The sequence below is a fragment of the Mycobacterium lacus genome, assembly GCF_010731535.1.
In the GTDB taxonomy this organism is placed as follows: Bacteria; Actinomycetota; Actinomycetes; order Mycobacteriales; family Mycobacteriaceae; genus Mycobacterium; species Mycobacterium lacus.
On the sequence record NZ_AP022581.1, the window covers coordinates 3,100,178 to 3,113,837 of the forward strand.

Consider the following 13,660-nt stretch of genomic DNA (forward strand, 5'->3'; position numbering starts at 1 on the left):
TCCAATCGCTTTAAATGAGTCTCGCAATGCCGGCGGCGCGATCCTCGGTGGTCACAGCTTCCTGAGTCCACGCAGGACCTTGGCATGCGGCAGGCTCGCCGCAACAGTCTTGCGCAGTTTCGCGTTAACCAGGCTGCCGTTGATCACCAGCAGGTACTTCAGGCCGTGATCGCGCCATTCCGCTACTTGATCGATGACTTCGTCGGGCGTTCCGCTGAAAACGACTTCTCTCATGAGTGCGGCCGGAACTTTCGCCGCATATGACAAGACCGTCTGCTTGTCCATGGTTTGCGGAATAATATCTTGCACGCCGGAGAAGTCGGCCCCCATCGGATGCTCGACGCCATGGCGTGCCCAGGCCTCGCCAGGCACTCCGAGCGCGGTCATTTTCACGATGACCGAGTCCAGCGCCTCCTCCACGTCGTCGCGATTGCGGCCGGTGATTACGCCGCGCACCGCCGAAGGGGTAATCGACATTGGGTCGCGACCGGCGTCCGAGGCCGCGGCGCGCACGGCTTCGAGCGCGCGAGCGTAGTCGGTGGGACGAACCAGGACAATGGGAATCCAGGCGTCGGCGTAGCGTCCGGTGGCCCGCAGCATCCGCGGCCCGTGGGCCGCGACCCAGATTTCGGGCCACTTCCCGCGGTACGGCGGTAGGTCGAACAGGGCGTTACGCAGCGGAAAGAAGGGCGATTCACGCGAGACAAGCTCGCCGTTCGAATCCCACAACGCGCGGATTGTGGCCAGGGCTTCCTCGAAGCGCGCGACCGGTTTGCTCCACTCCACCCCGTAGGGCTCGTTCCCCTCGCGTTCCCCGACACCGATCCCGAGGATGGCTCGTCCCCGGGTAAGCAGATGCAGGGTCGCGGCGGCCTGCGCCGTGACCGCCGGATTGCGGCGACCCGCGTCGGTCACGCACACGCCGAGGCGCAGGCGGTTGACCCGGTTCCCGGAGGCGAGGTTTCCCAGCATCGTCCACGGCTCGTAGTTGGCGTCGATCTTGGGCACCAGCCTCGCCGCTACTCCGAGATATTCGCGCGTCGCGACCGAGCGCGGCACCAGCGCGTTCAGATGGTCGCCGACCCAATACGAATCGGCCCCCATCACCGTCGCGGCCACCATGCTCGACCGCGGCACCATGGTCGGCGGAAGGCGGGTGTGCACCAGCGCATCGACAAAGCCGTACCGAAATCCACCCATGCTCAGTGCCCGCGTGCCGCGCCGTTGGTGACCGTCATGGCGGGCACGTTACCTCACGCGCTCCCGCGGTCGGGCGACCATTCTTTGCCGCAAATCGGGATCGCGCACGTTTGGTGTCTGCCATACTCCGTGCCCATGGCCTTCAGTCCCACCCACCGCCTCCTCGCCCGCGTCGGAAGCACCTCGACCTACAAGAGGGTTTGGCGGTACTGGTACCCGCTGATGACCCGCGGGCTCGGCGCCGACGAAATTGTGTTCATCAACTGGGCCTACGAAGAGGATCCGCCGATGGACCTGCCACTGGAGGCGTCCGACGAGCCAGACCGGGTCCACATCAACCTGTACCACCGCGCGGCGACCCAGGCGGATCTGAGCGGCAAACGAGTGCTGGAGGTCAGCTGCGGCCACGGCGGCGGAGCCTCGTACCTCACACGCACCTTGCACCCGGCCTCCTACACGGGGTTGGACTTGAACCAAGCCGGCATCAGGTTGTGCCAAAGACGACACCATGTGCCCGGCCTGTCTTTCGTGCGAGGCAACGCCGAGAACATGCCCTTCGACGACGAATCCTTCGACGTCGTGCTCAATGTCGAAGCCTCGCACTGCTACCCCCATTTCGCTCGTTTCCTCGCCGAGGTGGTGCGGGTGCTGCGCCCGGGAGGGTATTTCCCCTACGCCGATCTGCGCCCCAGCAACGAGATCGCCGACTGGGAGGCCGACCTGGCCAGCGCAGGGCTGCGGCAACTTTCACAGCGGGAAATCAATGCCGAGGTCCTGCGCGGCATCGAGAAAAAGTCGCGGCAGTCACGCGACCTGGTGGACCGCCACATGCCGGCCTTCCTGCGCTTCGCGGGCCGCGAGTACATCGGCGTAGAGGGCACGCAGTTGTCCCGCTACCTGGAAAGCGGGGATATCTCGTACCGAATGTACTGCTTCACCAAAGACTGAGACGATTTCCGGATGAGCCCAGCTGATCGCGAATTCGACATCGTCTTGTACGGCGCCACCGGCTACTCCGGCAGGTTGACCGCCGACCACCTCGCACGCAGGGGGTCAACGGCACGGATCGCGCTGGCGGGTCGGTCGAGCGGGCGGCTGCGCACCGTGCGGGACGCGATGGGCCCGACCGCCCGGAACTGGCCGCTGATCGTCGCCGATGCGTCGCAACCGTCGACGCTCGAGGCGATGGCCACCCGGGCCCAGGTCGTGCTGACGACCGTTGGCCCCTACACGCGCTACGGCCTGCCGCTGGTGGCGGCCTGCGCGAAGGCCGGGACGGACTATGCCGACCTGACCGGCGAGTTGATGTTCTGCCGAAACAGCATCGACCTGTACCACAAACAAGCCACCGACACCGGCGCCCGGATAGTGCTCGCGTGCGGATTCGATTCGATTCCTTCGGATCTCAACGTCTATCAGCTCTACCGCCGGGCGATCGACGACGGCACCGGTGAACTCTGCGACACCAACCTCGTGCTCCGCTCGTTCTCCCAGCGCTGGGTCTCCGGCGGCTCGGTTGCCACGTATTCCGAAGCGATGCGCACCGCATCCAGCGACCCCGAGGCCCGTCGGCTCATCAACGACCCGTACACGCTGACCACCGACCGAGGCGCCGAGCCAGAACTCGGCCCGCAGCCGGATTTTCCCCGGCGCCGAGGACTCGACCTGGCACCCGAGCTCGCGGGCTTCTGGACCGGCGGATTTGTGCAGGGCCCGTTCAACACTCGAATTGTCCGGCGTAGCAACGCATTACAGGACTGGGCCTATGGCCGGCGATTCCGTTACTCGGAGACGATGAGTCTGGGAAAGTCAGTGGCGGCGCCGGTCGCCTCCGCGGCCGTCACCGGCGCTGTCGCGGGTGCCATTGGCTTGGGGAATCGATACTTCAGTCGACTACCCCGCCGGTTGGTGGAGCGCATGACGCCGAAGCCGGGCACCGGTCCAAGCCGCAAGACCCGGGAACGCGGCCACTACACGTTCGAGACGTACACCACGACGACGACCGGTGCTCGCTACCTGGCGACGTTCGCACACCACGTCGACGCCTACAGTTCGACGGCCGCGCTGCTCGCCGAGAGTGGCCTGGCGCTGGCGCTCGATCGCGATCGGCTCTCCGGCCTGCGCGGTGTGCTCACTCCCGCCGCGGCGATGGGCGATGCGCTGCTGGCGCGTCTGCCGGGCGCCGGGGTGTCCATGGGGACGGCTCGGCTGAACTGACACCGGCCTTCCAGGGTTAGACCATATACCCCCTTAGGTATATGTTCTTAGTCTGCACGCCGGGGACCGCTGAGCAATGATCGCCAAGACATGCAACCGAAGCGGAGGACCGAGTGTGGCAGGCACGGCGCTAGGGGCGATCGAGCACACGTGGCATTGGCGGGCGTCGATGACCTGGGCTTCGCGCTGTCGGCGGTGGTGCAGGCCGTGGTGCACCACTCGACGATCGTGGCGCTGATGGGCGACGACCGGCCGCGCACCCCGGCGATCACGGCCGGACTAGGAGCGGCATCGTCATCGTGCTCTATGCGGACCTGTTGATCCTGCCGATCTTGAATATCTACCGGAAGTACTGCGGTACGAAGATGATGCTGACCCTGCTCGGCACCTTCTACGCCGCGATGGTCGCCGCCGGAATCCTTACCGAATTGATCTTCGGCACAGCGGATCTCATCCCAACTCAGCGCGGCGCGATGATCATGCAAGCGGAAATCTCGTGGAACTACACCACCTGGCTCAACATCGTCTTTCTGGTCGTTGCGGCAATGCTGGTCGTCCGGTTCCCTAGGTCGGGGGGACTCCCGATGCTGCGCATGATGGGTGGCTCTCCCGACCCAGAGGCGCACGACCACCACGATCACAGCCATCACGGCCACTAGCGGCCGCGGGATGCTGCGGGGAATTTGTCAGAGCTTCGGGGGGATTCGGCACTCTGACGCGAGAAATTCGTCTAGGTACGCGGGTGGCTTGAGGTTGAGCAAGCGCCCCCGGTCGGCGGCGAGGTCCGCATAATCGAGCGCCTCGATCTGCGCCACCGAATAGGGCAATCGCGATTCTGCTAATCCCTTTCGTACGATCCCGACGCCAAAATCACAGTCCAGCACCGCGATTCGCAGGTCGTGCCGGGTGCTGCGCAGGTGGACGATCGCCTTCCAAACATCGCCGCTCCAGAACAAATTCCACCATGGGTTCTGCGCACGAAAGTCGGCGTAGGACGCCGCGGGTCGGGCGATCGAGGCGCGCGCGGGGTTGCAGTCGTGCAGGACGATGACGCCGTCGTCCCGCAGGTAGCGCACGGTGTTTTCGACATCACGCACGACCTGTTTGTAGGTGTGCAGCCCGTCGATCAGGGCGACGTCGATGCCGTGCTGCTCGAGGAAGGCCGTCTCGTTCGCGAAGAAGCCGTCGCTGGTCGTCTCGAAGTAGTGGGTAGCGCGCGCCGTTGCGGCGGCGAGCCTGCGCGAGCGCGCCGTGAGCTTGAAATCCGGATCGACGGCGATCTTGCGGTCGGCGGTGATATGCCGGAATGCGAACCCGTGCGAAACGCCGATCTCGAGGTAGACGGGCGCCACCCGCCCATCGAGCGCCTGCCGCACGGCCCTGATCCGGTTGGTATGACGATCTTTCCCGAGGTGGAAACTGCCGGTGTTCCATGCCTCTTCGGTGACGCGCCACACGAGCGCCTTCGAAGCTTCGGTTGCTCGCATGACGGGTTCCTTTCGCAGGGGGTCGGGGCCGGCTAGCCGATCGGCGATGTCGCGGGCACGTTGTCGGACACGAGGCGCAGCCCCCTCTCTACGTGCTGGGCGAATCGAGGAAAGTCTCGTCCAAAGGCTTGGGCCAGTCGCCGGGCGGCTTGCCGATAGGCGGACCGACCAAGCGCCTGCTCGACGGCTGCGGCCACCCGCCGACCGTTGAGCCGCTCGGTGCGCAGCAGCATGCCCGCACCGGCCCTCTCGATGGCCTCCATGTTCAGGTGCTGGTCCAGGTTGCTGGCGATCCCGACGACCGGCACCCCGGCCACCAGGGCCTGTTGCGTCGTCAGGCTCCCGCCGTTGCAGACCACCACCGCCGAGCGGGCCGCCGCCGCCTCGCCCGGCAGGTAGTCCGCCACGAAGGCGTTGGCGGGCACGTTCTTCAGGTCGCTGCGACCCGCGGTGGCCGCGATCACCGTCACCGGCAAGTCAGCCAGGGCGTCCAACACCACCTGCAACAGATTCCTCCCGCCGGAAGTGCCGAGGGTCGCGTAGACGATCGGCCGGTCCGTCGGCAGCGAGTCCCACCACGGCGGCGGCTTCCCGGCGGGCGACCAGAGGATCGGGCCGAGGTACTGGTGGTTGGCCGGCAGCTCGTACGTCGGGATCAGCTCCGGCGCGTCGGCATAGAGCGTGTAGTCGGCGTCGGTGAAAATGCGGCAAAGGTTCCAGCCCAGGCTCGGCAACCCATGTCTGCGGCGGACCCAGTTGAGCGGCATGCACTGGATAGCGAAGTACAAAGGGCGTTCCAGGCGGTACAGGAACTTGACCAGCCCGACGCCGAGCAAGCGGGTCCACAGCACGTCCGGCAGCGGAAAGCGGCGGCGGGCATAGGGACTCCAGTAGGCGTTCGCGATGGCGATGTAGGGGATGCCGGCCAGCCGGGCGCTGACCGACAGCGAAATGCGAAGGTCACCGACGACCAGGTCCGGTGCGATCGCGGCCAGCATTTTCCTGTCCTCCTCGACGTACGCCCGCAACGTCCGCGTGGTGTAGAAACGGCCCTGGACCAGGTTGCCGAGAAACCGCTCGCTGGGGATGGTGCGGATCGGGTGGTGAGGGAACGGCAGCGGGCCCAGGAGCTCGTTGAACCGCGGGTCGCAGGCGAAGTGGACCTCATAATGGCTCGGGTCGAGCGACCGCGCCACGACGAACGGCCGGACCACGTGGGCCAGGGTCACCGCTTCCGCGACAAACAGAATCCGCAGCCTGCGAGGGGGAAGCCCGAGTGGGTTCGGTACGGCACTCATGCCCGCGTCCCTTCTCAGTTGCGGGCGACCGTTGATCGTTACGCCCCTTCCCGAGGCCGTAGCGTACACGCGCGGCGCGCGCGCTCGGGAAGATCTGGCCAAATGCGGGCGCGCTTGACGTCATCGACCACCGCCGGGCCACGCTGGAACTTGTCGGCGATATTGGTCGACTGACCCCGCTCGACCAACACGTCGACATCGAACTACGCTTTGGCGCAACAAATCTCATTCCGAGCCAATGCAACGGCCGGTCACGCACGCCGACGCGTCAGGGAACGACACCACCCCGGCTCCACATCGTCCTTCCCGGTGTTGCCGCGCCGCCGGTGACCCGATTCTTCACTGGCGGCGGACGGCCGGCGGTATCCTGGCCTGCGGCGATGTCTGACAGCTATCCGCCGCCGCCGAGCGGTCCACCGCCGCCGGCCGATATCGGTCGGCTATTGCTTCGTTGCCACGACCGCCCCGGAATCATCGCCGCGGTGAGCACCTTCCTGGCCCGGGCCGGTGCCAACATCATTTCCCTGGACCAGCACTCCACCGCGCCGGAGGGCGGGACATTCCTGCAGCGCGCGATCTTTCACCTGCCCGGCCTGACCGCCGCCGTCGACGAGCTGCGACGCGACTTCGGCAGCACCGTGGCCGACAAGTTCGGCATCGATTACCGGTTTACCGAGGCCGCCAAGCCCAAACGGGTCGCCATCATGGCATCCAAAGAGGACCACTGCTTGTTAGATTTGTTGTGGCGCAACCGTCGTGGCGAGCTTGAGATGTCGGTTGTCATGGTGATTGCCAACCATCCCGAGCTGGCCGAGCACGTACGGCCCTTCGGTGTGCCGTTCATCCACATCCCCGCCACCCGCGACACTCGCGCCGAAGCCGAACAACGGCAGCTTCAGTTGCTGAGCGGCAACGTGGATCTGGTGATTCTCGCACGCTACATGCAGATACTCACGCCGGCGTTCCTCGACGCAATCGGCTGTCCGCTGATCAACATCCATCATTCGTTCCTTCCCGCGTTCACCGGCGCGGCCCCGTACAAGCGCGCACGAGAACGCGGGGTCAAGCTGATCGGTGCGACCGCTCACTACGTGACCGAAGTTCTCGACGAGGGGCCCATCATCGAACAAGACGTCGTTCGTGTCGACCACAATCACACCGTCGACGATCTAGTGCGCATGGGCGCCGACGTCGAACGCGCCGTGCTGTCCCGCGCCGTGCTCTGGCACTGTCAGGACCGAGTCATCGTGCACGACAACCAGACCATCGTCTTCTAAAGAGTTGCACCTACCCGCCGACAGCGCCGCGACCGCCGATGGGTCTTGTCGCACACGTCCAGCTCCACAATCAGTCCGTGGCGAACCGACATTCGCCGCTGTGTGGCACGCCGCCCGGTTCGTAGGCGACGAATCTTGATGCATCGCTGAGCCATCCAACACTTCACACGAGATCGGTGGTGCCCGGGGCCGCGGTAGTCACATCTGCCCCACGAATCCCTGGGTCGGCCCGGCACACCGTTTGCCCGCCTCGCAGCGACAACCTAAGGCACGCAAGGGATTTGTCGCTCGGAGATGGGCGCGACGAACATCCCAACCCGCGCAGACTCACATGACTGATGTGACCGACAGCGCCGATCAAGCTCAGTAGCCCGGTTTCGGCGTGGCCGAGCGATGTGCCCGCGAGGATCGGTGTGCGGGCTCTGGGACGTGAGAATCGGCCGGGTGAATTCGATGACGTGATCAGCGGCCCGATGGCAGCATCTATCGAGCACGGCGCTGCGCTGTTCCGCGATAAGCATCTCGCCGACCCACCGGCTGGGCCATCGCCTGACCCGGACCCGACCGTCAGCCAGTACCGACACCTCGAGCAATATTGCCGTCGACCGCACGCCGCTTCCGGCACGCCAACCACATCGGCAACCCGCCCCGCCGAGGGCCCTCAGCGCCGTTCCAGAACGCTCCAAGGATTCGCCAAGTGCCCGCCGTCAATGTTTGTTCAGCGGCAACGGCCGCCAAACCGAAACGTCAACGACGCGAAGGGAGTATCAATGTTCACTGCCAGTATCCGCGCCCTCGCGGGCCTGTCCCTGCTGGCCGCGGCGATCGGCGCGGCGGTCTTCGGATCCAACGTCGGCCACACCATCGCGACACCGCCCCACCAGAACGCATACGGCGCCTACACCTGCTACGACTACGCAACGCAGACATTCTACGAGTGCTTCGACCCGAGCTGATCGCCGCAGGACCAAGCGAACGGACCTGGTCCCGTCCCGGGGCCAGGTCCGTTCATGTCCCGCGAGAAAGCCTTACCCGCAGCCGCCGGTTCACCGGCTCGGGCAGCAGGTCCGACACATCACCGCCGAGCATCGCGACCTCTTTAGCCAGCGACGACGACACGAAGGAATACCTCGGTGCGGTCGCGACGAAAAAGGTGTCCACGCCGGCGATGTGCTTATTCATCTGCGCCATCTGCAGCTCGTATTCGAAGTCGGTGCCGGTGCGCAAACCCTTGATGATGGCCGTCATCCCGCGGGCCCTCACGAAGTCGACCACCAGCCCTTCGCCGGCCTCCACCCGCAAATTGGGCAGGTGCGTCGTCGACTCCTTGATCATCGCGATCCGCTCATCGAGGTCGAACATGCCCTTTTTCCCGGGGTTGACCAGGATCGCGACCACCACCTCGTCGAACTGAGCCGCTGCGCGTTCAAAGACGTCGATGTGGCCCAGCGTCACTGGGTCAAACGACCCCGGACATACCGCGCCCGTCATATGCGCCGCTCCTCCTCATCGCTCCGTCCCCCGCAAGCGGGTGGTACCCCCACCGCATCGTCGCCGGCGGTCATGTGCGATGACGCTACACGGTGGCTGCGCGGCGTTCGGCCAGCTCCAAACGGGTGTCGCCGTACACGCGAGCCGGCCACGGTTCCCAGGCGGCCGGCCAGGTCAGCTCCGGCCCCGCGGCCGCACGCTCGACTACCGCAATCGTTTCCTCGCGCACCCATCCGTGCGTGGTGAGCGCCGCCAGGACGGCGTCAACCTCGCTGGTGTCGATGTCGTAGGGCGGGTCGGCCAGCACCAGGTCCACCGGTGACGCCGTCCCGGCCGCCAGGACGGCTGCCACCGCGCCGCGCCGCAGCGTCGCACCCCGCAGGCCCAGCGCCGCGATATTCCGCGCAACGACGGCCGCGCTGCGCCGATCGGACTCCACGAACAGCACCGACGCGGCCCCGCGGGACAGCGCCTCGAGCCCGAGCGCGCCAGAACCGGCATAGAGATCCAGCACCGCCAGGCCGGTCAAATCCCGCCGCGCGGTCACGATGTTGAACAGCGCCTCACGCACCCGATCCGTGGTCGGCCTGGTCCCCCCGGGTGGGACGACGAGGCGCCGGCCCCCGGCGACGCCGCCGATGATCCTGGTCAGCTGCGGACACCTTCCGCTTGCGGGGGACTCACCACCACCAGCAGGTCTCCGCCCTCCACTTGGACAGTGCTCGACACCGCCACCCGCTCCACGACGCCGTCGTGGGGTGCGGTGATCGCGGCCTCCATCTTCATCGCCTCGATCGCGGCGATGGTCTGGCCCGCGCTCACTCGATCGCCGGCGGACACCGACACCGTGACGACCCCCGCGAACGGGGCGGCGACGTGCCCCGGATGGCCGCGATCGGCCTTCTCCGCGACCGGAACCGAGCTGGCAATGCTGCGGTCGCGCACCAACACCGGCCGCAGCTGACCGTTGATGATGCACATCACCGTTCGCATGCCGCGTTCGTCGGGTTCGGAGATGGCCTCCAGCCCGATCAACAACTCCACCCCGCGCTCCAGCTTCACCCGGTGCTCTTCGCCCTGTCGCAGGCCGTAGAAGAACTGGTTGGCCGACAATTGCGAAGTGTCGCCGTAGGTTTCCCGGTGCTCCTCGAATTCCTTTGTCGGGCCGGGGAATAACAGCCGGTTAAGGGTGGCCTGGCGCCTCGCCCCGGTTAGCGACAGGGCGGCCTCGTCGGCCGGCGTCAGTTGCGGGGTGGGCCGGGCCGGCGCGCGGCCGGCCAGCGCCGCACTGCGCAGCGGTTCGGGCCACCCGCCGGGCGGCTCGCCCAACTCGCCGCGCAGGAACCCGATCACGGATTCGGGGATATCGAATCGTCCTGGCTCAGAAGCGAATTCGTCTGCGCTTATCCCAGCGCCGACCAGCGCCAGCGCCAGATCGCCGACCACTTTTGACGACGGGGTGACCTTGATCAGCCTGCCCAGCACCCGGTCGGCGGCGGCGTACGCGTCTTCTACCTCCTCGAAGCGATCCCCCAGCCCCAGCGCGATCGCCTGCTGGCGCAGGTTCGACAATTGACCGCCCGGAATCTCGTGGTGATACACCCGCCCGGTGGGCCCGGGTAACCCGGACTCGAAGGGCGCGTAGACCTTTCGTAGCGCCTCCCAGTACGGCTCCAGCGCGCACACCGCCGAGAGCGACAGGCCCGTATCGTACTCGGTGTGCGCGGCGGCGGCCACGATCGAGCTCAGCGCGGGCTGGCTGGTGGTGCCCGCCATGGGTGCGGCGGCGCCGTCGACGGCGTCGGCCCCGGCCTGCCAAGCGGCCACATAGCTGGCCAGCTGGCCGCCGGGTGTGTCATGGGTGTGAACGTGCACGGGCAGGTCGAAGCGACTTCGCAGCGCGCTGACCAGCGTATGCGCCGCCGGTGGTCGCAACAGACCGGCCATGTCCTTGATGGCCAGCACGTGGGCGCCGGCATCCACGATCCGCTCGGCCAGTTTCAGGTAGTAGTCGAGGGTGTACAGCCGCTCCCCCGGGTCCGACAGGTCGCCGGTGTAGCACATCGCGACTTCGGCTACCGCAGAACCCGTTTCGCGTACCGCGTCGATCGCCGGGCGCATCGACTCAAGGTTGTTGAGTGCGTCGAAGATGCGGAAGATGTCGATGCCGGTGGCCGTCGCCTCTTCGATGAACGCCGACGTGACGATTTCCGGGTACGGCGTGTAGCCCACGGTGTTGCGCCCCCGCAACAGCATCTGCAGGCAGATGTTGGGCATCCGTTCCCGCAGTACGGCCAGCCGCTCCCAGGGGTCCTCCTTGAGGAAACGCAGCGCCACGTCGTAAGTCGCACCGCCCCAACACTCCACGGACAACAGCTGCGGCATGGTCCGCGCGAGATGGGGTGCCACCCCACCCAATCCGCTGGTGCGCACCCGGGTGGCCAACAGCGATTGGTGGGCGTCACGAAATGTCGTGTCGGTAACGCACAGGGCCGCCGACTCCCGAAGCCAACGCGCGAAGCCCGCCGGTCCCAGCTCGACCAGCCGTTGCTTGGATCCGGCGGGCGGGGGGACTTCCAAGTCAACATCGGGCAGCTTGTCGTGCGGGTAGACCGTTGACGGCCGGGTGCCGTGCGGCTTGTTGACGGTGACATCGGCCAGGTAGTTGAGGATCTTCGTGCCACGGTCGGCCGAGGCGCGCGCGGTCAACAGCCGCGGGCGCTCGTCGATGAACGACGTGTCGACGCGACCGGCACGAAAGTCCGGGTCGTCCAGAACCGCTTGCAGGAAAGGAATATTCGTCGACACCCCGCGAATCCGGAATTCCGCGATGGCCCGGCGCGCCCGCGCCACCGCCGTCGAGAAGTCGCGGCCCCGGCAGGTCAGCTTGACCAGCATGGAGTCGAAGTGGGCGCTGACCTCCGCGCCGAGGTTGGTGCTGCCGTCCAGGCGGATGCCGGCCCCGCCGGGGGTGCGCAAGGCGCTGATCCGCCCGGTGTCGGGCCTAAAGCCGTTGGCGGGATCCTCGGTGGTGATCCGGCACTGCAGCGCGGCGCCGTGCGGTGCGATCTCCTCCTGCCGCAGACCCAGATCGGCAAGCGTCTCCCCGGCGGCGATACGCAGCTGGCTAGACACCAGGTCGACGTCGGTGACCTCCTCGGTCACGGTGTGCTCCACCTGAATCCGCGGATTCATCTCGATGAAGACGTACTGGCCGTCTTCGTCGACGAGATATTCGACGGTGCCGGCGCAGCTGTATCCGATATGGCGAGCGAAGGCGACGGCGTCCGCGCAGATCTTCATCCGCAACTCGGCGGACAGGTTCGGCGCCGGGGCCAGTTCGATGACCTTCTGATGGCGACGCTGCACGCTGCAGTCACGTTCGTAGAGGTGGATCACGTTGCCGTGGGTGTCGGCCAGGATCTGCACCTCGATGTGACGCGGCTTGAGCACCGCCTGTTCGAGATAGACCGTCGGATCGCCGAACGCCGACTCGGCTTCCCGGCTGGCGGCTGCGATCGCTTCGGGCAACGCCGCGATATCGCTGACGCGGCGCATGCCACGGCCCCCGCCGCCGGCGACCGCCTTGACGAACAACGGAAATCGCATGTCATCCGCGGCTGCCACCAGCTCGTCGACCGAAGCCGACGGTGCCGACGACATGAGTACGGGCAAGCCGGCCGCGCGGGCCGCCGCGATGGCCCGGGACTTATTGCCGGTCAGCTCAAGCACTTCGGCGCTGGGGCCGACGAACGTGATGCCCGCGGCCGCGCATGCCGCCGCCAAATCCGGGTTCTCCGAAAGAAATCCGTAACCGGGGTAGACGGCGTCGGCGCCCGCGCGGCGGGCGGTGTCGACGATTTCGTCGACGGACAGGTACGCCCGCACCGGATGGCCGATCTCACCGATTTGATATGACTCGTCGGCCTTGAGGCGATGCTGCGAATTACGGTCCTCGTATGGGTACACGGCCACGGTGGCAACACCCAACTCGTAGGCGGCGCGGAATGCGCGGATCGCGATCTCCCCGCGATTGGCGACGAGCACCTTGGCGATCAACCCTTGGCCTTTCAGACGAGTGTCGACCAATAATTCCAGAACCGCACCATGATGAGCAGGAACACGGCGGTGAACCAGAGCGCGGCGATCGACCATCGCCACTGGTGGGCCGCCCGCGCGACGCGGCTTTGGCTCGCCGGCCGAAACGCGATGGAGGAGACCACGACCAGCAGGGTGATGGTGACGGCCCAGACCACCATGCAATACGGGCACAACGCCCCGATGCGGTACAGGCTCTGGAAGATCAGCCAGTGCACGAACGCCGCACCAATCAGCGTCCCAACCGTCAGCCCGATCCAATACCACCGGGGCAGAGGCACTTTCGCCACCGCCAACACGCCGGTGACCAGCACCACGGTGAAGGCGGCGATGCCGACCAGCGGGTTGGGGAAGCCCAGCAGTGACGCCTGGGGGGTCACCATCACCGAGCCGCACGACACTATCGGGTTGACGTTGCACGAGGGCACATAGGACGGGTTGAGCAGAATCCTGATCTTCTCCACCGTCAGCGTCATCGAGGCACCCAGGCCGATCACACCCGCGATCAGCAGCCACCACGCGCTGAGCGTGGGAACCCATACCTCACGCGGTGTCAGGTCGCCGGGTGGTTCGGCGAGGTGAGCTGACACCG

At 66.5% G+C, this 13,660-nt stretch carries 12 protein-coding genes and 2 pseudogenes; 6 read left to right on the forward strand and 8 right to left on the reverse strand.

What is annotated here, in order from left to right:
- Positions 1-51 precede the first annotated feature (51 nt).
- On the reverse strand, positions 52-1,200 hold the full coding sequence (locus tag G6N24_RS14110) for an LLM class flavin-dependent oxidoreductase (RefSeq protein WP_085157725.1): 1,149 nt from the start codon (positions 1,198-1,200) through the stop codon (positions 52-54).
- A gap of 135 nt (positions 1,201-1,335) precedes the next feature.
- On the opposite strand from G6N24_RS14110, the gene G6N24_RS14115 reads away from it, so the two are divergent.
- The 4 genes and pseudogenes from G6N24_RS14115 to G6N24_RS14130 form a co-directional block, all read left to right on the forward strand.
- Entirely contained in the window at positions 1,336-2,148 is an 813-nt protein-coding gene (locus G6N24_RS14115) for a phthiotriol/phenolphthiotriol dimycocerosates methyltransferase (protein WP_085157723.1), read from the forward strand.
- Positions 2,149-2,160: 12 nt separating this feature from the next.
- Positions 2,161-3,417: a saccharopine dehydrogenase family protein gene (locus tag G6N24_RS14120; protein ID WP_085157721.1), complete on the forward strand. Its 1,257-nt coding sequence runs from the start codon at positions 2,161-2,163 to the stop codon at positions 3,415-3,417.
- A gap of 150 nt (positions 3,418-3,567) precedes the next feature.
- Positions 3,568-3,738: a hypothetical protein gene (locus tag G6N24_RS14125; RefSeq protein ID WP_179963431.1), complete on the forward strand. Its 171-nt coding sequence runs from the start codon at positions 3,568-3,570 to the stop codon at positions 3,736-3,738.
- Positions 3,690-4,076 (forward strand): annotated as a pseudogene (locus G6N24_RS14130) (permease); the annotation flags it as partial. The gene G6N24_RS14125 and the pseudogene G6N24_RS14130, both read left to right, overlap by 49 nt.
- A gap of 27 nt (positions 4,077-4,103) precedes the next feature.
- Here G6N24_RS14130 and G6N24_RS14135 read toward each other — a convergent pair.
- Together G6N24_RS14135 and G6N24_RS14140 are read right to left on the reverse strand one after the other, a co-directional pair.
- Positions 4,104-4,904 carry a class I SAM-dependent methyltransferase gene (locus G6N24_RS14135; protein WP_085157719.1) on the reverse strand — a complete coding sequence of 267 codons (801 nt, stop codon included), beginning with the start codon at positions 4,902-4,904 and terminating at the stop codon, positions 4,104-4,106.
- A 32-nt stretch (positions 4,905-4,936) separates the two neighbouring features.
- Positions 4,937-6,202 carry a glycosyltransferase gene (locus tag G6N24_RS14140; RefSeq protein WP_085157717.1) on the reverse strand — a complete coding sequence of 422 codons (1,266 nt, stop codon included), beginning with the start codon at positions 6,200-6,202 and terminating at the stop codon, positions 4,937-4,939.
- Positions 6,203-6,582: 380 nt separating this feature from the next.
- Between G6N24_RS14140 and purU the strand changes: the two genes are divergently transcribed.
- Together purU and G6N24_RS14150 are read left to right on the forward strand one after the other, a co-directional pair.
- Entirely contained in the window at positions 6,583-7,479 is an 897-nt protein-coding gene (gene purU / locus G6N24_RS14145) for a formyltetrahydrofolate deformylase (protein ID WP_085157777.1), read from the forward strand.
- Positions 7,480-8,249: 770 nt separating this feature from the next.
- A complete protein-coding gene (locus tag G6N24_RS14150; protein WP_085157775.1) occupies positions 8,250-8,435 on the forward strand; it encodes a hypothetical protein in 186 nt (61 codons plus the stop codon).
- Positions 8,436-8,487: 52 nt separating this feature from the next.
- On the opposite strand, the gene coaD is transcribed toward G6N24_RS14150, so the two are convergent.
- From coaD to G6N24_RS14175, 5 genes and pseudogenes are all read right to left on the reverse strand, one after another.
- On the reverse strand, positions 8,488-8,970 hold the full coding sequence (gene coaD / locus G6N24_RS14155) for a pantetheine-phosphate adenylyltransferase (RefSeq protein ID WP_085157715.1): 483 nt from the start codon (positions 8,968-8,970) through the stop codon (positions 8,488-8,490).
- A pseudogene (locus G6N24_RS14160) lies at positions 8,967-9,038 on the reverse strand (16S rRNA (guanine(966)-N(2))-methyltransferase RsmD); the annotation flags it as partial. The gene coaD and the pseudogene G6N24_RS14160, both read right to left, overlap by 4 nt.
- Positions 9,039-9,055: 17 nt before the next feature.
- Entirely contained in the window at positions 9,056-9,622 is a 567-nt protein-coding gene (gene rsmD / locus G6N24_RS14165; RefSeq protein WP_085157773.1) for a 16S rRNA (guanine(966)-N(2))-methyltransferase RsmD, read from the reverse strand.
- Positions 9,619-13,029, reverse strand: a complete 3,411-nt coding sequence (locus G6N24_RS14170) for a pyruvate carboxylase (RefSeq protein ID WP_085157713.1) — start codon at positions 13,027-13,029, stop codon at positions 9,619-9,621. The genes rsmD and G6N24_RS14170 overlap by 4 nt, the downstream gene beginning before the upstream one ends.
- Before the next feature lie 11 nt (positions 13,030-13,040).
- Positions 13,041-13,658, reverse strand: a complete 618-nt coding sequence (locus tag G6N24_RS14175; protein WP_179963432.1) for a vitamin K epoxide reductase family protein — start codon at positions 13,656-13,658, stop codon at positions 13,041-13,043.
- Between the last annotated feature and the right edge of the window lie 2 nt (positions 13,659-13,660).

Excerpts from the sequence above, each read along its gene's own strand:
- G6N24_RS14110 (WP_085157725.1), bottom strand. The coding sequence starts at position 1,200 with ATGGGTGGATTTCGGTACGGCTTTGTCGATGCGCTGGTGCACACCCGC.
- G6N24_RS14115 (WP_085157723.1), top strand. The coding sequence starts at position 1,336 with ATGGCCTTCAGTCCCACCCACCGCCTCCTCGCCCGCGTCGGAAGCACC.
- G6N24_RS14120 (WP_085157721.1), top strand. The coding sequence starts at position 2,161 with ATGAGCCCAGCTGATCGCGAATTCGACATCGTCTTGTACGGCGCCACC.
- G6N24_RS14135 (WP_085157719.1), bottom strand. The coding sequence starts at position 4,904 with ATGCGAGCAACCGAAGCTTCGAAGGCGCTCGTGTGGCGCGTCACCGAA.
- G6N24_RS14140 (WP_085157717.1), bottom strand. The coding sequence starts at position 6,202 with ATGAGTGCCGTACCGAACCCACTCGGGCTTCCCCCTCGCAGGCTGCGG.
- purU (WP_085157777.1), top strand. The coding sequence starts at position 6,583 with ATGTCTGACAGCTATCCGCCGCCGCCGAGCGGTCCACCGCCGCCGGCC.
- G6N24_RS14150 (WP_085157775.1), top strand. The coding sequence starts at position 8,250 with ATGTTCACTGCCAGTATCCGCGCCCTCGCGGGCCTGTCCCTGCTGGCC.
- coaD (WP_085157715.1), bottom strand. The coding sequence starts at position 8,970 with ATGACGGGCGCGGTATGTCCGGGGTCGTTTGACCCAGTGACGCTGGGC.